The sequence below is a fragment of the Streptomyces sp. GC420 genome (genome assembly GCF_009916105.1).
Classification (GTDB): domain Bacteria; phylum Actinomycetota; class Actinomycetes; order Streptomycetales; family Streptomycetaceae; genus Streptomyces.
On record NZ_JAAAXQ010000102.1, the window covers coordinates 1 to 21,666 of the forward strand.

Sequence of the window (21,666 nt, forward strand, 5' to 3'; positions counted from 1 at the left end):
TTCGTCCGCTTGGCCACAGCCCGCCCTTCCTTCGCCCTGACGACAACGCGCAGCGTAGTCCAGCTGGTTGAGGCGGGGGCGGGCGCGGCGGTGACCGGCGGCGCTCCGCGTCCACGGCCACGCTTCCTGGCTGAGCGGAGCGGGCCGTGCCGCCGTTGCGGCTGAGCGTGCCCCAGCGCGTGGAGCGGCCTGCGACCTCGGCCTCGGCCTCCTGGATCACCGCCGGGCCGATCCAGGCGATCGGCTCCACGTCCGCCACCAGTGGTTCGTTGTCCGGGCCGCGCCCGAGCGAGCGCCCGCGCAGCACCCAGGGCCGTACGCCCTCGCCCTTCTCGTGCCGCAGATGGGAGCAGTCGTGCAACCGTCTCGCCACCCAGAGGCGGATCGGCCGGTCCGCCCACCAGGGCTCGACGTCGAGCGCGTCGGCGGACAGCCCGGGGAGCGGCACGCCCGTCAGTTCCTCCTTCTGCTCGTGGAGCGCAGGTCGGCACCGGGGCCCACGGACCAGCGCACGAACAGCCGGTCGCGGCGTTCGACCAGGGCGGCCGACTCGTCGAGGCTCTCGAGTTCGGGGATGCGGTCGGAGTCGTTCATGTGGCTGCCGTCCTCCTTGCCCGACACAGCGGCGTACCGTTCCGGCGCTCCCGCGTTCCGCGTTCCGCACTCCTGCGTTCCGGGGGTTGCGGGGAGCCGGCATCCCGGGCATCCGGGTGCCCCCGGGCAGGCGATCCGGCTCATGTCCCGCGGCCACGTCACCGCGCGCTTCCGGCCGCTCACGGCGCGGCCCGCGGCGGCTCGCACCACTCGCCGAGTGCCCCGGCGGAGGCGCAGCATGGAAGGAGTAGGCAAACAGGCCGAATACGGCATACCGAAACGGCTGGAGGTGGGGAGCCATGGCGCAGTACATGGATGTCCATCACGGTATGAAGGGCATCACAGCCGATGAACTGAGGGAGGCACACCAGGCCGACCTCGAGATCGAAGGGGAGGAAGGCGTCCACTTCGAGAGGGCGTGGGCGGACCCGGAGTCCGGTGTCGTCTACTGCCTCTCCCAGGCGCCCTCGCCCGACGCCGTGCTGCGCGTCCACGAGCGGACGGGGCACGCGGCCGACGAGATCCACCCGGTGCCGCTCAGCGTGTGACGGCTGAGGACGGCAGCACCGGAGCCGCTCCCGGCGGGAGCGGCTCCGGTGCTGCGGGTCGCACCACTGGTGCGTGCGCTTCAGGGCCGGGCCGACGGTGACAGGTACGCGTGGTAGTCGTGCAGCCCGCCCAGGTCGGGGAGTTCCACCACCCGCCAGCCCCGCGCGTAGGCCGGGGCCGCCGCGGTCCCGGCCACCATGACGGCGACCGGGACGGTCTCGGCCTTCTCCTGGAGTTCGGCCGCGCTGATGGAACCGTCGTGGCCCCGGACCTGCCGGGAGGAGCAGCCGGCCCGGTGGGCGACGCGTACCGCCTCGGCGCCGCTGACGACGCACGGGGACCGGACGCCCTCCTCGGCCAGGCGCTCCGCGACGCGTCCCACCGACTCCCTGGCGGCCACGCTGCGCCCGACCGTGGCGTGGAGCACGGCGTACTGGACGGCGAGATGGCCCGCGAGTGCGAGGCCGACGGCCGCGGCTGCCACCGGCCGCCACCGCCCGCGCAGCCCGGTGGCGAGCCACCGCAGGCCCAGCGCGGCGGGCAGGGCGAGCAGCAGGTACACGGGCAGCAGGAAGCGCGGCGCCGCGTAGTCGATCATCAGCAGGTACGGCACGCCCAGGGACAGCGCGGTCAGTACGGCGACGCCCACCGCCGTCTCGCAGCGCGCGCGGACGGCGGCCAGCAGCCCGCCGAGGGTGAGCAGCGGCAGCGCGAACCACCACACCGCCGTGACGGGATCACGCCAGGCCACGTCGCAGGGGCGGCAGAGAGTACGGCCCTGGAGCGCCAGCACGTGATCGCCGAAGGCGGGATGCCAGCCCATGCCGCCCTGGATCTCCCCCGCACGCTCCAGGCGGGCCGCGAGGCCGCCGTAGCGCACATACGCCTCGACGACCCACTCCGCGCCCCCGACGACCGCCCCGGCCAGCAGCACCGCGAAGACGGCGGGGCGCCGCCACGGGCGCACCACGAGCGCGGCCGCGGCGAGCGGCAGGACCAGCCACACCGCGTCGCTCGGCCGCATCAGCGCGACGAAGGCGACACCGGCGCCGATCCCGGCGAGGGCCCGCAGGTCCGTGTGATCGCGGACGGCGCGCACGTAGCAGCCGGTGGCGAACAGCGCGCCGAAGGCGACCCACAGGTTCGGCATGACCTGCGGTCCGTAGAACAGCGTGACCCACAGCGTGCACCACAGCGCGCCGGCGAACGCGAGCACCGGCACGGGGAGCAGCCGCCGCCACACGTACAGCGCGAGGAACAGCGCGCAGCCGGACAGCACCGCGAGATGGACGCGCAGGACGGTCACCGAGTCGGTGAGCAGGGTCACCGGAGCGGCGAGCAGGGTGATGCCGCGGGCCCTGGGCGCGCTGAAGAAGGCCGCGGGGGCGTCCCTGGCGACCTGGGTGACGTACACCGTCTCGTCCCAGCCGAGGCCCATTCCGGGCACCACCAGGATCAGCTGCACGACGGTGAAGGCCGCGGCGACACCGCCGAGCCACAGCAGCGGACTGGGGACGGAATAGCTGTGCACCGGTCCCGGCCGGGGACTGTGCCCCGGCCGGCCGGGTACGAGGATCGCAGGGTGCATGCGTCACCCTTAGCCGCCCGCCGGTCACTCATCACACCGGTGGCGGCAGTCGGCCGATCCCTCCCCCCGAACGGGTGCCGCCGCCCGGCCGAAAGGCCGCGGACCGCGCGCCGGGCCCGGGACCGGGCGCTCACACTGAGTGCGCTGGGCGGCGCGGGGGTTTCCGCAGCTCGGAGCGGGAAGGGACACGGCGTGCCTGAAGTACGTGAAGTGGCCCGCCCCTGGACCGAGGTGAGGAAGTGGCACCGGGAGCCGGTGGTCGTCCAGACCCTGCGGTCCACGGCCGCCGCGACCATCGCCTACGTCGTCGCACTGCGCTTCAGCAGTGAGGCGGCGCCGTTGACCGCTCCGCTGACCGCCCTGCTGGTCGTGCAGGTCACGCTGTACGCCACGCTCACCACCGGTATCCGCAGGGTGAACTCCGTCGTGGTGGGCGTGCTGATCGCCATCGGCTTCAGCGCGCTGGTGGGGCTGACCTGGTGGAGTCTGGCACTGGTCATCCTCGCCTCGCTGGTCGTCGGGCACTTCGTGCGGGTCGACGAGTTCGTGCCCGAGGTGGCCATCAGCGCCATGCTCGTGCTCGGGGTCACCCAGGTGACCGACACCGCCTGGGACCGGGTCGTGGAGACGCTGATCGGCGCGTTCGTCGGGCTGCTGTTCAACTTCGTCTTCGCGGCGCCCGTATGGGTGGGCACGGCGGGCGAGTCGCTGGAGGACCTGGCCCGCAGGAACCGCCAGCTGATGCTGCGCATCGGCGAGGAGCTGACGAGCCACACCCCGGTGGCGGACGCGGTGGCCAGGCTGCACGAGGCCCGCCGCCTGGACCACGACATCGCGGAGGTCGACGCGGCGCTGCGGCAGGCCGAGGACAGTCTGCGGCTCAACCCCAGGGTCAAGGAGGGGCTGCTGAACCGGATCATGCTGCGCACCGGTCTCGACACCCTCGAGATCTGCACGGTGGTGCTGCGCGTCCTGGCCCGTACCCTCACCGACCTGGCCAAGGAACGCGAGAAGGAACCGCTGTTCCCGCGGGACGTCGGCCGGGCCCTGGAGGAACTGCTCTGCAACGTGGCGGATGCCATGGTCAGTTTCGCGGTACTGGTCACCACGCAGGTCAGCGCGAACGCCGAGGCCGCGGAGGAACGGCTGGCCGGTGAGCTGGCGGCGGCCGCGGCGAGCCGTGACCGCGTGGCGCAGCTGCTGCTGGCGGAGGTCCAGCGCCACCCCCGGCAGTGGCAGCTGTACGGCGCGCTGCTGACCGAGATCGACCGGATCCTCGCCGAGCTGGACATGGAACACCGCTCGCAGCGGCTGATGGAGGAACTGGACCGCGTCTCGCGCGAGCAGAGGGAGCGCTATCCGCGGCTGGCCGGGCTCCAGCGGCGCCTGCGCGGTGAGAGCCCGCGCAGGCGCTCGCGGGGGTGAGGGACGGCCCGCGCCGGACGAGGGGCCCGTCGGCGGGTCCGTCAAAAGCTCCCTCGGCGGGCCCGTCGGCGGGTCCCCCGGCAGGGTCCGACGCCCGGGGCCGCCGGTGAGCCTGTCAGCTGCTCAGGGAGTCCGCGTCGCCCATGACCACCACCGGGCGGAGGTCGGGGTCCAGCGCACGCAGCAGTTCCCTCATGTGCGTCCGGGTGAGGGTGACACAGCCCTGAGTGGGTCCGCCGTGGTCGACGTGGAGCCAGATGCCGCCGCCCTTCCCCGGGCCGAGCGGCCGGGTCCAGTCGAGGGGCGAGGTGCCGGGCTGCCGGTTGTAGTCGATGGCGACGACATGGTCGAAGGAACCCTCCAGCGGCTCCCCTTCGAAGCCGGTGCCGCTGACGAAGAAGCCCTGGGAATGGTCGTACGGCAGTTCCGTGCCGGGGTCGGAGAGGAAACCGCCCGCGGCGGTGAGGGTGAACACGCCGATGGGCGAGCGGAGATCGCCCGAGTGATGGTCGGGGGTCCAGCCGTTCAGGGCGTTGCGCGCGGGCCAGACGGCTCCCGGCCGCCATCCGGTGTCCGCCCGCTCGTACAGCTGGGCGGTCGAGACGGTGGAGTCCATGTCCTCGCCGGTGACGATCAGGGCCTGCCGGGTGCCGGCGGGGACCAGGGCGAGGGTCATGGGTCCCAGGCCGGGCAGGTCGCGCGCTGCCGTGCTCTCGCTGCCGCTCCGCGTCGCACCGTCGCCGGGCCCAGAGGCCGGCCCGGAGGCGCTCTCCGCCTCTGTGGGCGCGGGGGGTGCGGCGACGCTGGCGCGGGGGCCAGGACCGGGGCCGTGACCCGGGCCGGGTCCGGGACCGGGACCGGGACCGGGACCGGGAGCGGAACCGTGACCGGGGCGTGACGACGCGTCGCCGGCCTCCGTGCCCGGGGCCTCCGGGGAGTCCGTGCCGGAGGTGGCTCCACCGGTCTCCGGGCCGGCGCCCGACAGGGCGACGGGGCCTTGGGTGACACCGGCGGCCTTGCCCTCCGTACCCGCGTCCGAGGGGGCACAGCCGGACAGGACCGATACGGCACCGAGAACGAGCAGGGACAGGGACACGGCCACGCGGCGCGTGCGTGGGGACATGGGTCGGCCCTTTCACAGCGGGACGGTGGGAGCGGTGGGGTGGTTGGCGTCCGGCGCGCGGCGGCCACTCCGCCGCTCCATGGCGCGGTCGCCCGGCGGTTAGCGGGCCATGGGGTCGCCGAATGGGTCGAAGAGGCCGGCCGCGCGGCGTCGTACTGTCCTTCACCACGCCGCCCGTGCCCCGCCGCGTCGGCTGCGCGCCGTCGTTCTCGCATGGTGTGAACACCCCGGCCCCGCGGACCGGATTGCCATGTACGGGAAATCCCCCAGCATGGACTCCGTGACGACGACCGCGACGGGCACGACGGGACCGGACGGGTGGGGCAGGCGGAGTGCGGGCCTGCTGCTGTACAGGGGCGCGGGCGAGGCGATGGAAGTGCTGCTCGGCCACATGGGCGGGCCGTTCTGGGCCCGCAGGGACGCGGGTGCGTGGTCGGTGCCCAAGGGCGAGTACGGGCCCGAGGAGGCCCCGGAGGCCGCGGCCCGCCGGGAGTTCGAGGAGGAGCTGGGCCTGCCGCCGCCGGACGGGCCGTACCTCCCGCTGGGTGAGGCCCGTCAGTCCGGCGGCAAGACGGTCACGGTCTGGGCCGTCGAGAGCGACCTCGACCCGGCCCTGGTGGTGCCCGGCACCTTCACCATGGAGTGGCCCAGGGGTTCGGGCCGGATGCGCGAGTTCCCGGAGATCGACCGGGTGGGGTGGTTCCGGCTCGGTCCCGCGGGCGGGAAACTCGTCACCGGCCAGCGGGTCTTCCTGAGCCGCCTGTCCGCCGCGGTCGGCGGCGGCCCGCCGGACTGACCTCGGGCCCCGGGCCGCGCAGGCGTCCGCGCACCGGGCCGCGCACCGCTCCGCGCAGGGGATCACGCGCGGATCCGCGGCGCCGTCCCGTCCGGGCGACCGCCCCGGTAATCCGAACGCAACCCGGAAGGAGGCACATCGATATGCGGAGGGACCCCGGATGTGCCCTACATTGAGGCCGCCAGGGATACGGGCGGTGACGGAGGGGGTACGGGTATGGCACGTACGGCGCGGGAACTGCTGGACAGCACCACCGCCGAGCTGACGCCGGATCCGGAGGCGAACAGGCTGGTGCCGCTGGTCGCCGCGGGCCGGGCGGGCCGCGAGACGATCACCGCGCTGGCCCTGGAGGAGCGGTACATCGTCGCCAGTGACCGGCGTGCCTTCCTGCGGCTCGCCGAGCGGACCACCGATGCCCCGGCGTGTGCGGCGTTCTTCACCACCCTTGCCGGCGGGGAGGAGATCGCGCTGGACCGGCTCGGCGCCCTGCTCGAGGCGTGCGGTGTCGACGAGGCGGCGGTCGAGGCGTACGAGCCGCTGCCCGGCTGCCAGGCCTACGCCTCTTACGTGGCATGGCTCGCGCTGAACGGGGAGCCGGCCGACGTGGTGCTCGCGCTGACCGCGAACTTCGCCGCCTGGGGCGGCTACTGCGCCACGATCGCGCGGGCGCTGCGCGAGCACTACGGCTTCGACGACGCGGCCTGCGCCTTCTTCGACTTCTTCGCGGAACCCGCGCCCGAGTTGGAGGGCCAGGCGCTGGCCGCGGTGCACGAGGCGCTGGACCGCGGTTCCTTCTCCGGTGCGGCGCCGCGCTACGGGCGGCTGCTCCAGGCGTACGAGCTCATGTTCTGGAACACGCTCGCCGGGCCACGCTGAGGCGTGCCCGCGCCCGGCCCGGCGCGGCGCGCGCACGGGCAGCGCGGACCGGGACGGCACGGTCAGGGGCGGGCGACCGGCCGGCGCGCCGCCGGTGACCGGGGCGTTCAGCACGCCCGGCCGCGGCGGAGCAGCAGGAGAGCCCCGGCGGCGAGACACAGGCCGCTCGCCCAGACCCCGGCCACCGCCCAGGGGCCGCGCTCGTCCTCGGTGTGCTTCGCGGCCGCGGCGGCATGCCGGGGCGCCCGCTTGCGGGGCGGCGGACCGGCCGCGTGGCGCCGCGGCTCCCGCGCGGGGGGCTCCGGCGGCTCCAGCGACCCGACCGGGGCGGTGTGCCCCCAGGCGGCGAAGCCCCAGTCCAGCAGGGCTCGCGATTCCTCGAACACCGAACCGGCCCGCGGGTTCATGACGGTGACCAGCAGGGTGCGTCCGCCGCGCCGGGCCGCGGAGATCAGTGTGTTCCCCGCCTCGGTGGTGTAGCCGTTCTTGACGCCGATGAGGCCGGGATAGGGCTCCACTCCGTGGGTGCCCGCCAGCAACCGGTTGGTGCTCTGGATCTCGAACCCGGGTGCCTCACGGCCCTCGTCGTCCATCCCGCCGGGGAATCGGGCACGGGCCGTGCTCGCGTACTCGGTGAAGGCGGGGTCCTTCAGCCCTTCCCTGGCGAAGAGGGTCAGGTCGTAGGCGGAGGACACCTGGCCAGGGGCGTCGTAGCCGTCGGGCGAGACCACCCGGGTGTCCTCGGCCCCCAGTTCCTCGGCGCGGCGCTGCATCTGACGGATCGTCGCCGACCAGCCGCCGTTCATGGCAGCCAGCGCCCGCACCGCGTCGTTGCCCGAGCGGAGGAAGACTCCCTTCCACATGTCCGAGACCCGGTAGGAGCGGCCGGCGACGATCCCGACGAGGCTGCTGCCCGACCCGATGTCGCTCAGATCCTCCCGGGTGACCGTGTATCTGCCCCATGACGGGAGGCGTGGCAGCACGGTCACCGCGAAGAGCGTCTTCAGCGTGCTGGCGGGCGGCAGCCTGCGGTGGGCGTTCTTGGCGGCCAGCACCTCGCCCGTACCGGCGTCGGCCACCATCCAGGACAGACCGGACAGACCACTCGGCAAGGGGGGTGCATCGTCGTCGGGGCGGGCATGCGTACCAGGCCGGTGCAGCAGCGCCGGTTCGGGATCCGCCGCAGGAGCCGCCGCGGCGGGGAGCTGTGGCAGGAACCCGACACCGAGCGCCAGTGCGACCGTGCACAGGGAGCGGACACCGGAATTGATGATCATTCACCCACCGTAGGAACGGCCCGGGCGGGCCGCAGATCGTGATGGGCCAACCGGTGTCCCACACCGCCGAAGGGGTTCCTCCCGTCCTCTGCCCCGCCCGAGCGGCAGCGCATACGGTGAGCGGTGCCCGCTGAACGTACCGACCGGCGACACCAGGCCCGACCAGGAGGAGTACCGCCAAATGGCCCTGTTCGATCTGCCTCTGGACCAGTTGCGCGCCTACCGCAGCGAGTCCACCGAGCCGGCCGACTTCGACGAGTTCTGGGCGAAGACCCTCGGCGAGGCCCGCGCCCACGACCTCGGCGCGCGGTTCGAGCGGGTGGAACTCCCGCTGACCGGCGTCGAGGTGTATGACGTGACGTTCGCGGGATTCGGCGGCCACCCCGTCAAGGGCTGGTTCACGCTGCCGGCCGGGACCCGCGAGCCGCTGCCGGTGGTGGTGGAGTTCGTGGGGTACGGCGGCGGACGCGGGATGCCTCACACGCATCTGCTCTGGCCGACGGCGGGCTTCGCGCACTTCCTGATGGACACCAGGGGGCAGGGCAGCGGGTGGCTGCACGGCGACACCCCTGACCCCGTGGGCAGCGCCCCCGCCTATCCGGGTTACATGACGCGCGGGATCGACGACCCGCACGACTACTACTACCGGCGGGTCGTGACCGACGCGGTGCGGGCCGTGGAGGCGGCGCGCTCCCACCCGCTGACGGACGCCTCGCGCACGGCGGCCGTCGGGATAAGCCAGGGCGGCGGGCTGACGCTGGCTGTCGGCGGGCTCGTGCCGGACCTCGCGGCCATCGCCCCCGACGTGCCGTTCCTGTGCGACTTCCCGCGTGCCACGACGCTGACCGACCGCGACCCGTACCGGGAGATCGGCAACTACCTCAAGACCCACCGGGGACGTGACGCCGAGGTGCTGCGCACGCTCTCGTACTTCGACGGGGTGCACTTCGCCGCGCGGGGCCGGGCGCCCGCCCTGTTCTCCACGGCCCTGGAGGACCAGACCTGCCCGCCCTCGACGGTGTTCGCTGCCTTCAACGCGTACGCGGGCGACGAGAAGGAGATCGAGGTGTACTCCTTCAACGATCACGAGGGCGGTGGCCCGTTCCAGGAGGCCGCGCAGCTGCGCTGGCTCCCCCCGCGCCTCGCACGCCGGTGACCGGCCGGCGCGCCTGAAGCCCGGCCGGCGGCGGGCCCCGGCCGGAGAGGTCCTTGCCCCACGCGCCGACCCCGCGCCGACCACGCGCCGGACCGGGGGCCGGGGCCGGAGCCGGACGGGGCCCTCATCGGGGCGGAGTCACCAGGCCGTTCTCGTAGGCGAGGATGACGAGGCGCACCCGGTCCCGGGCGTCGAGCTTGGCCAGCAGCCGCGCCACGTGCGCCTTCGCGGTGGCGACGCTGATGGAGAGCCGGGCCGCGATCTCCGCGTTGGACAGGCCCTGTCCGACCAGGGTGAGCACCTCGCGCTCGCGGCCGGTGACGAGGCCCTCGACCGGTCTCGGGGTCGAAGCCGTCACGGGCCGGGGACGGGCGGCGAACTCCTCGATCAGGCGGCGGGTGACGCTCGGCGCGATCAGTGCGTCACCCGCGCCGACCACCCGGATCGCGGTGAGGATGTCGTCCAGCGCCATGTCCTTCACGAGGAATCCGGACGCCCCTGCGCGCAGCGCGCCGTAGACGCACTCGTCGTCGTCGAAGGTGGTCAGGACGAGGACCCGGGTGGGCCCGGGTCCTCGCGTGATCAGCCGGGTCGCCTCGATGCCGTCCATGCCGGGCATGCGGATGTCCATCACCACCACGTCCGGCCGGAGGCCGGCGACGGCGCGGACCGCCTCGGCGCCCGTGCCCGCCTCGGCCACGATTTCCAGGTCGGGCTGATCGGCGATCAGCACCCGCAGGCCGGTGCGGATGAGCGGCTGGTCGTCGGCGAGAACGACGCGGAGGGTCATCGCACTCCTGTCGGCACGGTCATCGCGGTCCCGTCGGCACGGGCAGACCCGCCTCGACCCGGAAACCGCCCCCGGACCACGGCCCGGCGCTGAACCGCCCGCTCAGCAGTCCGGCGCGCTCCCGCATCCCGGCGATGCCCCATCCGGTGCCGTCGGTGCCGTGTGCGCCGCCGGCGGGTGCCCCGCCCTTCCCGTCGTCGACGACCTCGACGTACAGCTCGCCCTCCCGCCGGTCGACGGTCACCCGGCAGTGCCGGGCGCCGGCGTGCCGGAGCACATTGGTGACGGCCTCCTGGATGATGCGGTAGGCCGCGGCGTCGACCTCCGCGGGCAGCGGGCTCCGTTCGCCCTTCCAGCACACGTCGGTGCGGACGCCCGCCGCCGTCGCCCTCTGAGCCAGCCGCTCGACGTCCGCGAGGCCCGTCGCCGGCTCGGGGGCCCGCTCCCCTCCGCCGGGGCTGGGCACGGGACGGGCTTCGGCCCTGCGCAGTGCGCCGAGCATCCGGCGCAACCCCGACAGGGTCTCCCTGCTCGTGGCCTCGATCGCCGACAGCGCCTTGCGGGCCTCCGCCGGCTGGCTGTCGATGACCCTGCTGCCCACCCCGGCCTGGATGGCGACGATCCCGATGCTGTGCGCGACCATGTCGTGCAGTTCGCGGGCGATGCGGAGCCGTTCCTCGGTGATCGCCTGCTGCGCGGCCCGGGCGTTCAGCGCCTCGGCGTGGACGCGGCTCTGGTGGATCGAGTCGCCGATCAGCCAGGCGATGACCGTGGTCAGGGCGACGACCATCACGCTCGATGCGCTGACAAGCATGCCGAGCAGCACCCGAGCGGCCGCGTAGCCGACGAGGGCGGTCAGGGCCATCGCACCCGCGGCGAGCGAGGTGCGGCGCGGACGGGTGGCGGCGACGAAGGCGAGGGCAACGTCGACGGCCAGGAACTGCGGCAGCGGAATGTCCTTCACGCTCAGCGCGGCCGTCGTCACGATCGTCCCGGTGAGCAGCAGGGCGAGGGCCGGCAGCGGCCTGACGCGCGGCAGGCCCGCGCACACGACCAGGAGGAGCGCCACAGCCAGTTGCGGCCAGCGGGGGACTGCGTATTCCTCCCGGGCGAACAGCAGGGCCCACCTCGACCAGCCCGGTGGCTCGTCCAGGACGAGGCTGTACGTGGTGGCCGCGCACCAGACGAGGACCATCCACACGCCCGGCGGCATGCGTTTGAGCAGCGGGGAGGACGGTGTGTCGGGCATACGGCGGATCGTAACGGCGCGTCAGGCATGGGGCATCGGCCCGTGGTCGTACGCCCGCGGGATACCGCGGTACCCGGCGTATGTGGCCTCCGGCCCGATGCGACGGGAAGCCGGCGGACGGCAGTGTGGGGCGGGTGATCGAAGCGAAGGAACTGACGAAGCGATTCGGGAGGACGAGGGCCGTGAACGGGCTGTCGTTCACGGTGCGTCCGGGGCGGGTGACCGGATTCCTGGGGCCGAACGGCGCGGGCAAGACCACCACCCTGCGGATGGTCCTCGGTCTCGACGAGCCCAGCGGTGGGACCGTCACCGTCGGCGGGTGCCGCTTCCGTGACCGTCCGCGCGGGCTGAGGCACGTCGGCGCGCTGCTCGACGCCCGCGACGTGCACGGCGGACGCAGCGCCGTCGCGCACCTCGGGGCGCTGGCCCGGAGCAACGGCATCGGGCGTCGGCGGGCGGACGCGGTGCTGGAGGAGGTGGGGCTCGCGGCGGTGGCGCGGCGGCGTGTGGGCGGCTTCTCCCTAGGGATGAGGCAGCGGCTGGGGATCGCCACCGCCCTGCTCGGGGACCCCCCGGTGCTGCTCTTCGACGAGCCGCTCAACGGTCTGGACCCGGAGGGTGTGCGCTGGGTGCGGGCCCTGTTCCGGCGGCTGGCCGGCGAGGGGCGTACCGTCCTGGTCTCGAGCCACCTGATGACCGAGATGCAGCACACCGCCGAGGAGCTGATCGTGATCGGCCGGGGGGAACTGATCGCTCAGCAGAGCGTGGCGGCCTTCTCGGCGCGCGCCTCCGGCATCCGGGTGACGGTCCGCACGCCCGGCGCCGCCGCGTTGTCCGGGGTGCTCGCCGCGAACGGGGCGGTGGTGCGGGAGGAGGACGACGGGTCGTGCACGGTGACCGGGCTCGACGCCGCGCGGATCGGCGAGCTGGCTCTCCTCCACCGGGTGCCGCTGCACGAACTCAGCCCGCGTGGCGCCTCGTTGGAGGAGGCGTTCATGGAACTCACCTCACGAGGCGCGGAATTCCTCGCTGGAGAAGCCCGGTGACCGCCCCCACGCCGTACGCATCCGCCACGGAGCCCCGGGCCCGCTTCCGTGATCTTCTCGCCGCCGAATGGATCAAGCTGTGGTCCCTGCGCTCCACGTACTGGGTGCTCGGAGGAGGTGCGCTGACCGTCGTCGGCATCAATGTGAACTCCGCCCGGTCCAACGCCGTCAGGCTGACCGATCGGCCCGAGCTGCCGCCCGGCCCCGGTCCTGACTCGGCCTACCAGTTCGATCCGCTGTCGACGGCGTTCGTCGATCCTGCCTGGCAGCTCCTCATGGTCGTCGCCGGCGCGGTCGGCGCGCTCGCGGTCTCCGGCGAGTACGCCAGCGGGCTGATCCGCACGACCTTCGCGGCGGTTCCCGACCGACGTGCGGTGATGATGGCCAAGGCGGCGGTGGTGGGCGCGGTCGTGCTCGTCCTCGGCGCGGTCGTCTCGGCCGCCTCGTTCGGGGCGACCCAGGCGGTCCTGCGCGAACACGGCGGGCTGTCGGCGGGTGACCCGGGCGCGTTGCGGGCCGTCTTCGCGTCCGCGCTGCTCGCACCGCTGTGCGCGCTGGTCGGCATGGCCCTGGGCGCGGTGGTCAGGCACACGGCCGGTACGGTCGTCGCGGTGGTCGGCGTGCTCCTGCTGCTGCCGGCGCTGTTCGTGGGCGAGACCTACCGGTGGGTGGCGGAGATCGGCAACGCCATGCCCCTGGCCGCCTGGGAAGCACTGGTCCGCAATCCGGGGCGGGCCCATCCCCCGGAGACGTACCCGGTGACGGCCGCCGAGGCCTGGGGCGTCTTCGCCGCCTGGTCGTTCGTCTCCGTGGCCCTCGCCCTCGGCGCCGTGGGACGGCGCGACCTGTGAGCGCTCACGCGCCGCCGGAGCGGTCATGGGAGGGGGTGCGGCCGGGGAGGCCGGTGCCGCCGAGACGGGTCAGGAGGGCGGACAGCCGGCCGGTGTCCTCCTTGCTCCACGGGGGCGCGGCGAAGATCTCGGCAGCGGTCTCCTCGGCCGTGACGAGCATGTCCGTCAGGCGTGCGCGGCCGGTGTCGGTGAGCGCCGCGTAGGCGACCCGTGCGTCACGGGCGTCCGCCTCGCGCGTCACCAGCCCGATCCGCTCCAGCGGTGCCAGTCCCCGGGTCACCCCGGAGGCGGTCAGTCCCAGGGCCTCGGCCAGGTCCACCCGGCGCATCCGGCCGCCGGGTGCCTGCCCGAGGCGCAGCAGCATCGTGAAGTCGGCCAGGCTCACGCCGTGCAGCCCTCCCAGCCTGGCGTCGAACCGCTTCACCAGGGCCGTCTGGGCTCTCACGAGCCGCAGCGACGCGTCCAGCGCATCACTCATTGCCACCTCCTTGACCGCTCAAGCTTATAGGCCTACTCGAGCGGCCAGGGATTTGCATGCTCGGTGGCGGGGCGAACTGCCGGGACAGGAGCCTGTGGACCGTGCGGTCGCTGGATCAGGCGTTCTGCCGGGCCGCGGCGCGGCGCCCGCGTTTGCCCAGCGGCGCCTGGGAGAGGTCCTCGGCCCTGGACCTCAGGTTCTTGTAGCCGTAGCCGCGCTCGGTCAGCCACGCCTTCGCCGCCTCTTCGGCGCGTTCGGACGCCTCCAGGATGTCCTCCTCTTCCTCTCCCGAGTCCAGGAAGCGGAAGGTGAAGGCGGACCGCGCCGCCAGGTCGTAACTGAGGTGCCCCTCGGGCGTGAACGCCGCGCGCAGGACGTCGTGCTCCGCGGCGCGGGCGAGAAGTCCGGCCCGCTGATCGGTGGTGAGTCCGTCGAAGACACCGCGGACTGTGATACGGAATGTGCGAGTACTCATCCCGCGACCCTAACCAGCGAGTACGGCGGGCTCCACCGGGTTTCCGGCGGGGACCGCCGCGGCAGCCCCCTCCGCCTGCGCGGCGGACGGCGTCCGCGGTTCCGGCACCAGGCCCGGAGGCTCGCGCGCGGCGACCGCGCCGGACGGGGAGGCGTCGTCCGCCTCCGGTCACGCCTGGAGGAGTCGCGCGTTCCAGGACATGATCGCCGGGCGGCCGTGCTCGGCGCCGAGGCGGCTGACCGTGCCGGTGTCCAGGTGCAGCAGCGCCCCGGCGGACGGGGGCAGGCCCAGCCGCCGGGCGGCCAGCACCCTCAGGGAGTGGGCGTGCGCGACCATGAGCACGTCGCCGGCGCCGGGGTCCTTCAGCAGGTCGTCGATCGAGGCGAGGACACGGTCGACGCGGGCGGCCATCTGCTCGGAGGTCTCTCCGGGGTGGGCGGCGGGCCCGGGGGCGACGCCGTCGGTCCACAGGTCCCAGCCGGGGCGGGTGCGCCGGATCTCGGCCGTGGTGATCCCCTCGTAGCCGCCGTAGTCCCATTCGCGCAGGCCGGGTTCGACGAGGTGGTCGCCGAACCCGGCCAGTTCGGCGGTGCGCAGCGCTCGTCCGAGGGGGCTGACGAGGACGAGGGCGGGGCGGAGGGCGGCCAGCCGCGGGCGCAGGGCGCGGGCCTGTTCCTCACCGCGCGCGGTGAGCGGCAGGTCCGTGTGGCTGGTGTGGCGGCCCGCGGCGCTCCACTCGGTCTCACCGTGCCGGACGAGGATGATCCCACCCATGGTGTCCATCTTCTTTCACCCGCAACTTGTTCACCATTCAACAATCCAGGAACCCGTCCGGGTGCGCGATTATTTCGGGTATGGATCTCCAGATCAGCGCGACCAACGCGGAGCACCCGGCGGCTCTCCTCGACCTGCCGTGGCACATTCCCCTGGAGGAGTGGCCGGACGAGTGCCTGGTGCACCTGCCGCGCGGCATCTCCCGCCACGTGGTGCGCTTCGCCCGCGCGGACGACGAGGTCGTCGCCGTCAAGGAGGTGGCGGAGTGGGGCGCGGTGCGGGAGTACGAACTGCTGCGCACCCTGGACCGGATGGGCATCCCCGCGGTGGATCCGCTAGCGGTGGTCACCGGACGGGCGGCCGCGGACGGTGAGCCGCTGGCGCCGGTGCTGGTCACCCGCCATCTGCGGGGCTCGCAGCCGTACCGCGCGATGTTCGAGACGACGATGCGGCCGAGCACCGTCAACAGGCTGATGGACGCGCTGGCCGTGCTGCTGGTGCGGCTCCACCTGGCGGGCTTCGCCTGGGGCGACTGCTCGCTGTCGAACACGCTGTTCCGGCGGGACGCGGGAGCCTATGCGGCGTACCTGGTGGACGCGGAGACCGGGCAGAGCCATCCGAGGCTCAGCACGGGGCAGCGGGAGTACGACATCGAACTGGCCCGGGTGAACATCGCGGGCGAACTGATGGACCTGGAGGCCTCGGGCGCGCTGCACCCGTCCATCGACCCGGTGGACTTCGGATCGGCCATCGTGCGGCGCTACGGCGACCTGTGGCACGAACTGACCCGGGAATCGGTCTATCCCGCCGACAAGCGGCACTACATCGACCGCCGCATACGGCGGCTGAACGACCTGGGCTTCGACGTGGCCGAGATGGAGATACGCAAGTCCCCCGAGGGCGACACGGTCCACTTCCTGCCGAAAGTGGTCGACGCGGGCCACCACCAGCGGCAGTTGCTGCGGCTGACCGGTCTGGACACCGAGGAGAACCAGGCCAGGCGGCTGCTGGGCGACCTGGAGAGCTGGATGGCGACCCAGGACGACTACGCGCCGGGCGATCCGCTCGGCGCCCGTCCCGAGGTCCTGGCGCACCGCTGGGTGCGTGACGTGTTCCGCCCGACCGTGCGGGCCGTGCCGAAGGAACTGCGCGGCCGCCTGGAGGCCGCGCAGATCTACCACGAGGTGCTGGAGCACCGCTGGTACCTCTCCGAGCGCGCACGGCGTGACGTCGGTCTCGAAGCGGCGGTGCGGGACTACGTACGCAATGTCCTGCCGGTCTCGGCGGCCCCCCTCCGCGCCGCCGAGACCGAGGACTGAACGGCGGGGTCAGACCTTCCGGGCCATCGCCACGTAGCCGGGGACCGGACCGTCCGGCATCGGGTGCACCTCGCCGAGCTCGGGACGCCAGTCGGTGGGGATCGAGATCCCCGGCTCGACCATCTCCATGCCCTCGAAGAAGCGGGCGATCTCGGCGCGGGAACGGGTGCGCAGCGTGTGCCCGCCCTTGCGGTAGAGCTCCTTGCCCTTCTCGGCGCCCTCGGGGCTGAAGTCCCCCGTGCCGTGCGAGATGATCAGGCAGCTGCCCGGGGCCAGCGGCTCCATCAGCCTGCTGACCAGCGGGTAGGCGTCCTCGTCCCCGATGAAGTGCAGCAGCGCGCAGAGCGAGACCGCCACCGGCCCGGTGAAGTCCAGCACCTTGCCGGCCTTCTCCAGGATCGTCTCCGTCTCCCGGGCGTCGGCCTGCACGTACTCGGTGACGCCCTCCGGGGTGCTCCGCAGCAGCGCCGCGGCGTGGGCGAGCACGATCGGGTCGTTGTCGCAGTAGACGACCCGGGCCTCGGGCGCGACGCCCTGGGCGATCTGATGCAGGTTCGGCTCGGTGGGAATGCCGGTGCCGATGTCGAGGAACTGCCGTATGCCCAGCTCCTCGGCGGCGTACCGGGTGGCGCGGTGCATGAAGCCGCGGTTGATCCAGGCGAACTCCTTGGCGTGGGGGTCCACCATGGCCAGGAGCTGCTTGCCCATCTCCTCGTCGACCGGGTAGTTGTCCTTCCCGCCGAGCAGCCAGTCGTACACGCGGGCCGTGTGGGGCCTGCTGGTGTCGATCCGGATCGCGGCGGGATCTTGCGCGGTCATAAAACACTCCGTCGGTCGCTGCTGAGGTTCACTTCGGTCCGTTCCGTGGTGCGGTACGGGGCTCAGGAGAGGAGGAAGTCGGCGTGGCCGGCCTTCGCTCCCTGGATGAAGGCGTTCATCTCGCCCGGCGTGTATATGAGCGCGGGGCCGTCCGGATCGGCGGACTGGCGCACCGCGACCCGGCCGTCGTGCAGCTTCATGGCCTCGACGCAGTTGCCGCCGTTGCCACCGCTCCACGGCTTGTGCCACCCCTCGGTTCCGAGGTCGGCGGCGGGCATGCCGTTGTAGATGCGGGTGCGATTCATTCAGAGCTCCTTGCGGAGGTCCCGGAGGATCTCCCGTGTGCGTTGTGCTGTTGCCGCCTGGGCGGCCATGCGGTCCAGCACCTCCAGGTGGGAGGCGACCTCCGGGCGTCTGTCCAGATAGACGGCGCCGGTCAGGTACTCGCTGTAGACCATGTCGGGGAGTTCGGGGACGGCGAACCGGAAGAGCACGAACGGTCCGTACGTGCCGGGGTGGTGCCCCGTGGCGAACTCCGCGATCTGAAGGGTGACGTTGGGGAGTTCCATGGCTTCGAGCAGCCGGGTGATCTGGTCGCGCATCACGTCCGGGCCGCCGACGGAACGGCGCAGGACCGTCTCGTCCATGACGGCCCAGAACCGGGGGGCGTCGGACCGGGTCAGGAGTTCCTGGCGCTCCATGCGCAGGGCCACATGGCGCTCGATGGCCTCGGGGGTGGTCTGGCCCACGGCGCCGTTGCGCAGCACCGCGCGGGCGTAGTCCTCCGTCTGCAGCAGACCGGGGACGAAGTGGGGTTCGTACGTCCTGATGAGGGCCGCGGCCCCCTCCAGGCTCACGTACATGCTGAACCAGTCGGGAAGGATGTCGTGGAAGCGCTGCCACCAGCCGGGCTGGTTGGCCTCCTCCGTGAGGGAGACGAAGGCCTCGACCTCCGCCTCGGTGGCGCCGTACTCCTTGAGCAGCAGCTGGACGTACGGGATCTTCAGAGCGACCTCGGCGGTCTCCATCCTGCGAATGGTGGCGGGCGCGACACGCAGGACCTTGGCGGCTTCGTCACGCTTCAGACCCGCCTTCTCGCGCAGGTCCTGCAGACGTCTGCCGAGCACGACCTGGCCCACGGTCGGGGCGGACCGCGGTTCACTCACGTCTTACCTCCAAGGGCGCTGTTGTGTGCAGTGTGCCACGCACCGGACGCCGGGAACACACTGCACCGCACAACTCTGCACTTTTCAAAGTGGGCCTTGCCAAGCTGTCAACGGCAAGGCCATAGTGGCCTGGTGAGCCAGTTCACTCGGCTGCGGCACGGAGGGCTCTTCACGCTGCCCACGTTCGCGTCCCCCCCACCGTTAGGATCGGCCGTGGCATCCGGTAACGCGATGAGTCCCCACCCGGCAGGGTGCCGTTCCGATGTCGACGTCCGCCAGTACGCCTTCGAACTGCCGGCCGCCGCCGCGTCCGTGTGCACGGCGAGGCGCCTGACACGCAGTCGGCTCACCCGCTGGGACCTCTGCGAGGACGTGTGCGAGACCGCGACCCTGGTGATGTCGGAACTGGTCACGAACGCGGTCGTCCACACCGCCAGCGAGCTGATCATGTGTGAACTGCACAACGGGGAGCGGAACATACGGATCGCGGTGCGCGACCAGGGCTTCGGCACCCGCGGCCCCCTGGTGCGCCGGACACCGCCCGCCGACGAGCACGGCCGCGGGCTGCTGCTGGTCGCCGCGGTCAGCAGCGCCTGGGGCACCCACGAGGTGGCGCCCGGCAGCGGGCTCGTCGTCTGGGCGGAACTGCCCCACAGCGCGGAGCCGGCATGCTGAAGGCCCTCGCCGGGCACCGCCGCGCCCTCGAATCCACCCGCCTCGAACCGCTGGCGATTCCTCCCCGGCTCCCCTCGACGCTCGGCTGTGACGCGGTAGGGGTGCCCGAGCGGTTCGCGTACCACATCATGGCCCGACTGCCCCGCGTGGGCTGCGTCTTCGCCGCCGGCGACCGCTTGTGGCTGATCGTCCCGGCGGGTTCCGACATCGAGGTCGAGTGGCCGGAGCCGGCCCGCTACGCGGCGGGCGCCGCCGTCCCGGTGTCGCGTACCGGCACCGCCCCCCGGCTGGTGCACTGGCCGGACGACTCCACGCCGTACACCCCGCCCATCCCGCTGTACCTGATGGTCTGCCAGCTCGCCGGCACGGAGCCGGCCTGGGCGGGTCGCATCCGCACGCCCGCGCCGCTCCAGGCCCCGGACCCCGGCCGGGCACTGCCCGGATCGCCTCCGGGGCGGCTGCCCGGGACACGCCGCTGACAACGCTGTCACACCCTGGGGCCGGTGGCGCCGGACCGGCTGCCGCCGGAACCTGGCTCGCGACGTCCTCCGGCCTCTCGGCCCCGCTTCGGTACGGCGGGGGGGGACCGTTCCTGGAAACTGAGCGGGAGTGAGTCCTGTTGCCAGGACCTGTGCTCAGCCGGATGCCCCGAACGGTGCTGGGCGTCCTGGTCGCCCGCGTTCGCTCCGCGTCCGGCGCCGTCGGATCGTGTCCGTGGTCCGGGGATGCGGGGGCGGGTTTCCTCACGCCCCGGAGCCGCCGGTGCGGCCTGGACGGTCCGATGCCCCGCACGATCACTCCGGTCGTGCGGGGGCGGTGCCGTCCGTCGCCGCAATGACGGCGTGCGGCTTCGCCGCGTGGACGCGGTCGGCCGTGACGCACCCGCCCGCCGGCGGAGCGTTTGGCCCGAATGGGCGCACTTGCCGCCCGCACGGCTGCGAACTCCCGCCCCGCGTGGGACATCACCTGTTGACTTCCTCCCCCGCCTGACGGCGGGGGATTCCAGCGGTCGCCCGCTGGGGTTACTGCGCCACCGACGACCGCCCCGTCCCGGAGGACTCCCGTTGAGGTCCTACACCGTCTCCACAGGCCGATGCCGCCGGCCCGGCGGCCAGGATGCTGCGCGCCGCGTTCACATCGCGGTCGTGCGCGGCGCCGCAGTCGCACGTCCACTCGCGGACGTTCAGCGGCAGCTTCTCGCGGACCGTGCCGCAGGTTCCGCACAGCTTCGAGCTGGGGAACCAGCGATCGACCACGACGAGGTCGCGCCCGTACCAGGCGCACTTGTACTCCGGCATGGAGCGCAGTTCCGCCCACGACGCATCCGAGACGGCACGCGCGAGCCTGCCGTTCTTCAGCAGGTTGCGGACGGTGAGGTCCTCGATCACGACCGTTTGGTTCTCACGGACGAGACGAGTCATGTGCAGGAAGTCGCGGCGCCGGTCGGCGATCCGCGCGTGGACCCTGGCGACCTTCCGGCGGGCCTTCTCCCGGTTCGCCGAGCCCTTCGCCTTCCGCGACAGCTCACGCTGCGCGCGGGCCAGGCAAGCGCGGTCCCGCCGTTCGTGCTTCGGGTTGGCGACCTTCTCCCCGGTGGACAGGGCCACCAGGGAAGTGATCCCGGCGTCCAGGCCGACCGCCGCTGTGGTGGCGGGCGCCGGGGCCACAGTGTCCTCGCACAGCAGCGACACGAACAAGCGCCCGGCCGCGCCGCGGGACACCGTCACCGTCGTCGGGTTCACCCCTTCGGGCAGCGGACGCGACCAGCGGATGTCCAGCGGCTCGGGCATCTTCGCGAGCGTCAGAACACCGTCCCGGAATGTGAAGCCGGAGCGGGTGTACTCCGCCGGCTGGCGGGACTTCTTCCGGCTCTCGAAACGCGGGTACTTCGCCCGCTTGGCGAAGAAGTTCACGAACGCGCGCTGCAGGTGCCGCAGCGCCTGCTGGAGCGGCACCGAGGACACCTCGGCAAGGAACGCAAGCTCCTCGGTCTTCTTCCACTCCGTGAGCGCGGCGGAGGACTGCGCGTAGGAGATCCGGCGCTGCTCGCCCTACCAGGCCCGTGTGCGCTCCTCCAGCGCCTTGTTGTACACGAGGCGGACGCAGCCGAACGTGCGCGACAGCTCAGCTGCCTGCCCGTCCGCGGGACAGAAGCGGTACTTGAACGCCCGCCTGACCGGCCGCATCACGCCTCACGCTCTATCAGCTCCCGTGTGAGTGGGTGCCGGCCAGTGGATACCCCGGCCTGAAGGCCGGGGTATCCACGAAAGAAGGACCCGATGACCAGGAGGTCCCCTGCCGTGCCCGCTGCCGTCCGCTCGCTCCGCACCGCGCGCCGGATCATGCCCGTCGTGCTCCTGGTGCTGATCGCGGTCCTGGGCGCAACGCGGGTCGCCGAGGTTTCGGCCCCCACCCAACGGGCGGCGGCGCCGGCTCCCGATCCCGGCGGGGAACGGCACGACCCCGCCGACTGCGCGGTCCGGCTGCCGGGCACCGGCGACCACGGCAGGGCCGGCCAGCCGGGGCCCGACGCCGCTCGCGGTCTGCAGCAGCTCGAAGACCTGGCGCTCGTCGTCGTCGGCGAATCCGTAGAGGGTGAGGGAGTCCTCCCTGACGACCAGTGAGGTCGCGAGCCTGGCG

Annotated in this window: 21 protein-coding genes and 4 pseudogenes; 10 read left to right on the top strand and 15 right to left on the bottom strand. The window is 73.0% G+C overall.

All coding sequences use genetic code 11. The annotated features are described in order from the left end of the window. Positions 1 to 154 precede the first annotated feature (154 nt). A pseudogene (locus GUY61_RS15180) lies at positions 155 to 594 on the bottom strand (DUF6098 family protein); the annotation flags it as partial. 299 nt (positions 595 to 893) lie between these two features. Between GUY61_RS15180 and GUY61_RS15185 the strand changes: the two are divergent. Continuing rightward, positions 894 to 1,142, top strand: a complete 249-nt coding sequence (locus GUY61_RS15185) for an SCO4226 family nickel-binding protein (RefSeq protein ID WP_166630687.1) — start codon at positions 894 to 896, stop codon at positions 1,140 to 1,142. Between the two features lie 80 nt (positions 1,143 to 1,222). Here GUY61_RS15185 and GUY61_RS15190 read toward each other — a convergent pair whose 3' ends face one another. Continuing rightward, positions 1,223 to 2,731: a hypothetical protein gene (locus tag GUY61_RS15190; RefSeq protein ID WP_166630688.1), complete on the bottom strand. Its 1,509-nt coding sequence runs from the start codon at positions 2,729 to 2,731 to the stop codon at positions 1,223 to 1,225. Between the two features lie 192 nt (positions 2,732 to 2,923). Between GUY61_RS15190 and GUY61_RS15195 the strand changes: the two genes are divergently transcribed. Continuing rightward, positions 2,924 to 4,156: an aromatic acid exporter family protein gene (locus tag GUY61_RS15195; protein ID WP_313896670.1), complete on the top strand. Its 1,233-nt coding sequence runs from the start codon at positions 2,924 to 2,926 to the stop codon at positions 4,154 to 4,156. 115 nt (positions 4,157 to 4,271) lie between these two features. Here the strand turns inward: GUY61_RS15195 and GUY61_RS15200 are convergent, their stop codons facing one another. Next, positions 4,272 to 5,213: a L,D-transpeptidase family protein gene (locus GUY61_RS15200; RefSeq protein ID WP_398955567.1), complete on the bottom strand. Its 942-nt coding sequence runs from the start codon at positions 5,211 to 5,213 to the stop codon at positions 4,272 to 4,274. Positions 5,214 to 5,559: 346 nt separating this feature from the next. Between GUY61_RS15200 and GUY61_RS15205 the strand changes: the two genes are divergently transcribed. Both GUY61_RS15205 and GUY61_RS15210 read left to right on the top strand, forming a co-directional pair. Next, complete coding sequence (locus tag GUY61_RS15205) at positions 5,560 to 6,075, top strand: NUDIX domain-containing protein (RefSeq protein ID WP_313896671.1); 516 nt, start codon at positions 5,560 to 5,562, stop codon at positions 6,073 to 6,075. A gap of 216 nt (positions 6,076 to 6,291) precedes the next feature. Further along, complete coding sequence (locus tag GUY61_RS15210) at positions 6,292 to 6,951, top strand: transcriptional regulator (RefSeq protein WP_166630690.1); 660 nt, start codon at positions 6,292 to 6,294, stop codon at positions 6,949 to 6,951. A 107-nt stretch (positions 6,952 to 7,058) separates the two neighbouring features. Here GUY61_RS15210 and GUY61_RS15215 read toward each other — a convergent pair whose 3' ends face one another. After that, positions 7,059 to 8,228 carry a D-alanyl-D-alanine carboxypeptidase family protein gene (locus tag GUY61_RS15215; protein WP_166630691.1) on the bottom strand — a complete coding sequence of 390 codons (1,170 nt, stop codon included), beginning with the start codon at positions 8,226 to 8,228 and terminating at the stop codon, positions 7,059 to 7,061. 181 nt (positions 8,229 to 8,409) lie between these two features. Between GUY61_RS15215 and GUY61_RS15220 the strand changes: the two genes are divergently transcribed. Continuing rightward, positions 8,410 to 9,384 carry an acetylxylan esterase gene (locus tag GUY61_RS15220; protein WP_166630692.1) on the top strand — a complete coding sequence of 325 codons (975 nt, stop codon included), beginning with the start codon at positions 8,410 to 8,412 and terminating at the stop codon, positions 9,382 to 9,384. 124 nt (positions 9,385 to 9,508) lie between these two features. On the opposite strand, the gene GUY61_RS15225 is transcribed toward GUY61_RS15220, so the two are convergent. Next, positions 9,509 to 10,174 carry a response regulator transcription factor gene (locus GUY61_RS15225; RefSeq protein ID WP_166630693.1) on the bottom strand — a complete coding sequence of 222 codons (666 nt, stop codon included), beginning with the start codon at positions 10,172 to 10,174 and terminating at the stop codon, positions 9,509 to 9,511. A 19-nt stretch (positions 10,175 to 10,193) separates the two neighbouring features. Continuing rightward, complete coding sequence (locus GUY61_RS15230) at positions 10,194 to 11,423, bottom strand: sensor histidine kinase (RefSeq protein WP_166630694.1); 1,230 nt, start codon at positions 11,421 to 11,423, stop codon at positions 10,194 to 10,196. A gap of 80 nt (positions 11,424 to 11,503) precedes the next feature. On the opposite strand from GUY61_RS15230, the gene GUY61_RS15235 reads away from it, so the two are divergent. Next, positions 11,504 to 12,469, top strand: coding sequence for an ATP-binding cassette domain-containing protein (locus GUY61_RS15235; RefSeq protein ID WP_208106015.1), 966 nt, complete (start codon positions 11,504 to 11,506; stop codon positions 12,467 to 12,469). Beyond that, entirely contained in the window at positions 12,466 to 13,320 is an 855-nt protein-coding gene (locus GUY61_RS15240) for an ABC transporter permease (RefSeq protein WP_166630696.1), read from the top strand. The genes GUY61_RS15235 and GUY61_RS15240 overlap by 4 nt, the downstream gene beginning before the upstream one ends. A 4-nt stretch (positions 13,321 to 13,324) precedes the next feature. Here the strand turns inward: GUY61_RS15240 and GUY61_RS15245 are convergent, their stop codons facing one another. The 3 genes from GUY61_RS15245 to GUY61_RS15255 all read right to left on the bottom strand — a co-directional run bounded on the left by GUY61_RS15245 (position 13,325) and on the right by GUY61_RS15255 (position 15,047). Continuing rightward, a complete protein-coding gene (locus GUY61_RS15245; protein WP_166630697.1) occupies positions 13,325 to 13,798 on the bottom strand; it encodes a MarR family winged helix-turn-helix transcriptional regulator in 474 nt (157 codons plus the stop codon). A gap of 115 nt (positions 13,799 to 13,913) precedes the next feature. Next, positions 13,914 to 14,273 carry a DUF6204 family protein gene (locus GUY61_RS15250; RefSeq protein ID WP_166630698.1) on the bottom strand — a complete coding sequence of 120 codons (360 nt, stop codon included), beginning with the start codon at positions 14,271 to 14,273 and terminating at the stop codon, positions 13,914 to 13,916. A 168-nt stretch (positions 14,274 to 14,441) separates the two neighbouring features. Further along, a complete protein-coding gene (locus GUY61_RS15255) occupies positions 14,442 to 15,047 on the bottom strand; it encodes a histidine phosphatase family protein (RefSeq protein WP_166630699.1) in 606 nt (201 codons plus the stop codon). An 80-nt stretch (positions 15,048 to 15,127) separates the two neighbouring features. On the opposite strand from GUY61_RS15255, the gene GUY61_RS15260 reads away from it, so the two are divergent. Beyond that, positions 15,128 to 16,366, top strand: a complete 1,239-nt coding sequence (locus GUY61_RS15260) for a DUF4032 domain-containing protein (protein ID WP_166630700.1) — start codon at positions 15,128 to 15,130, stop codon at positions 16,364 to 16,366. 9 nt (positions 16,367 to 16,375) lie between these two features. Here the strand turns inward: GUY61_RS15260 and GUY61_RS15265 are convergent, their stop codons facing one another. From GUY61_RS15265 to GUY61_RS15275, 3 genes are all read right to left on the bottom strand, one after another. Continuing rightward, a complete protein-coding gene (locus tag GUY61_RS15265) occupies positions 16,376 to 17,185 on the bottom strand; it encodes an SAM-dependent methyltransferase (RefSeq protein WP_166630701.1) in 810 nt (269 codons plus the stop codon). Between the two features lie 62 nt (positions 17,186 to 17,247). Continuing rightward, a complete protein-coding gene (locus tag GUY61_RS15270; RefSeq protein WP_166630702.1) occupies positions 17,248 to 17,490 on the bottom strand; it encodes a DUF397 domain-containing protein in 243 nt (80 codons plus the stop codon). Further along, complete coding sequence (locus GUY61_RS15275) at positions 17,491 to 18,351, bottom strand: helix-turn-helix transcriptional regulator (RefSeq protein WP_166630703.1); 861 nt, start codon at positions 18,349 to 18,351, stop codon at positions 17,491 to 17,493. It abuts the gene before it with no gap. Between the two features lie 231 nt (positions 18,352 to 18,582). Between GUY61_RS15275 and GUY61_RS15280 the strand changes: the two genes are divergently transcribed. Both GUY61_RS15280 and GUY61_RS15285 read left to right on the top strand, forming a co-directional pair. Further along, positions 18,583 to 19,026: an ATP-binding protein gene (locus tag GUY61_RS15280; RefSeq protein WP_166630705.1), complete on the top strand. Its 444-nt coding sequence runs from the start codon at positions 18,583 to 18,585 to the stop codon at positions 19,024 to 19,026. Further along, positions 19,020 to 19,505 (top strand): hypothetical protein, encoded by a 486-nt coding sequence (locus tag GUY61_RS15285; protein ID WP_243766476.1) that lies wholly within the window; start codon positions 19,020 to 19,022, stop codon positions 19,503 to 19,505. Before GUY61_RS15280 ends, GUY61_RS15285 begins: the two co-directional genes overlap by 7 nt. Before the next feature lie 119 nt (positions 19,506 to 19,624). Here GUY61_RS15285 and GUY61_RS40180 read toward each other — a convergent pair. The 3 pseudogenes from GUY61_RS40180 to GUY61_RS41855 form a co-directional block, all read right to left on the bottom strand. Beyond that, positions 19,625 to 19,930: pseudogene (locus tag GUY61_RS40180) on the bottom strand (IS200/IS605 family accessory protein TnpB-related protein); the annotation flags it as partial. A gap of 118 nt (positions 19,931 to 20,048) precedes the next feature. Continuing rightward, positions 20,049 to 21,212, bottom strand: a pseudogene (locus GUY61_RS15290) (RNA-guided endonuclease InsQ/TnpB family protein). 171 nt (positions 21,213 to 21,383) lie between these two features. Continuing rightward, a pseudogene (locus GUY61_RS41855) lies at positions 21,384 to 21,666 on the bottom strand (Holliday junction branch migration protein RuvA); the annotation flags it as partial.

Bases quoted from the DNA above. Each gene is read 5' to 3' on its own strand.
- GUY61_RS15260 (WP_166630700.1), top strand. From the start codon at position 15,128: ATGGATCTCCAGATCAGCGCGACCAACGCGGAGCACCCGGCGGCTCTC.
- GUY61_RS15270 (WP_166630702.1), bottom strand. From the start codon at position 17,490: ATGAATCGCACCCGCATCTACAACGGCATGCCCGCCGCCGACCTCGGA.
- GUY61_RS15250 (WP_166630698.1), bottom strand. From the start codon at position 14,273: ATGAGTACTCGCACATTCCGTATCACAGTCCGCGGTGTCTTCGACGGA.
- GUY61_RS15225 (WP_166630693.1), bottom strand. From the start codon at position 10,174: ATGACCCTCCGCGTCGTTCTCGCCGACGACCAGCCGCTCATCCGCACC.
- GUY61_RS15210 (WP_166630690.1), top strand. From the start codon at position 6,292: ATGGCACGTACGGCGCGGGAACTGCTGGACAGCACCACCGCCGAGCTG.
- GUY61_RS15220 (WP_166630692.1), top strand. From the start codon at position 8,410: ATGGCCCTGTTCGATCTGCCTCTGGACCAGTTGCGCGCCTACCGCAGC.
- GUY61_RS15285 (WP_243766476.1), top strand. From the start codon at position 19,020: ATGCTGAAGGCCCTCGCCGGGCACCGCCGCGCCCTCGAATCCACCCGC.
- GUY61_RS15185 (WP_166630687.1), top strand. From the start codon at position 894: ATGGCGCAGTACATGGATGTCCATCACGGTATGAAGGGCATCACAGCC.
- GUY61_RS15215 (WP_166630691.1), bottom strand. From the start codon at position 8,228: ATGATCATCAATTCCGGTGTCCGCTCCCTGTGCACGGTCGCACTGGCG.
- GUY61_RS15245 (WP_166630697.1), bottom strand. From the start codon at position 13,798: ATGAGTGATGCGCTGGACGCGTCGCTGCGGCTCGTGAGAGCCCAGACG.
- GUY61_RS15190 (WP_166630688.1), bottom strand. From the start codon at position 2,731: ATGCACCCTGCGATCCTCGTACCCGGCCGGCCGGGGCACAGTCCCCGG.
- GUY61_RS15280 (WP_166630705.1), top strand. From the start codon at position 18,583: ATGAGTCCCCACCCGGCAGGGTGCCGTTCCGATGTCGACGTCCGCCAG.
- GUY61_RS15235 (WP_208106015.1), top strand. From the start codon at position 11,504: ATGTGGCCTCCGGCCCGATGCGACGGGAAGCCGGCGGACGGCAGTGTG.
- GUY61_RS15230 (WP_166630694.1), bottom strand. From the start codon at position 11,423: ATGCCCGACACACCGTCCTCCCCGCTGCTCAAACGCATGCCGCCGGGC.
- GUY61_RS15265 (WP_166630701.1), bottom strand. From the start codon at position 17,185: ATGACCGCGCAAGATCCCGCCGCGATCCGGATCGACACCAGCAGGCCC.
- GUY61_RS15255 (WP_166630699.1), bottom strand. From the start codon at position 15,047: ATGGGTGGGATCATCCTCGTCCGGCACGGTGAGACCGAGTGGAGCGCC.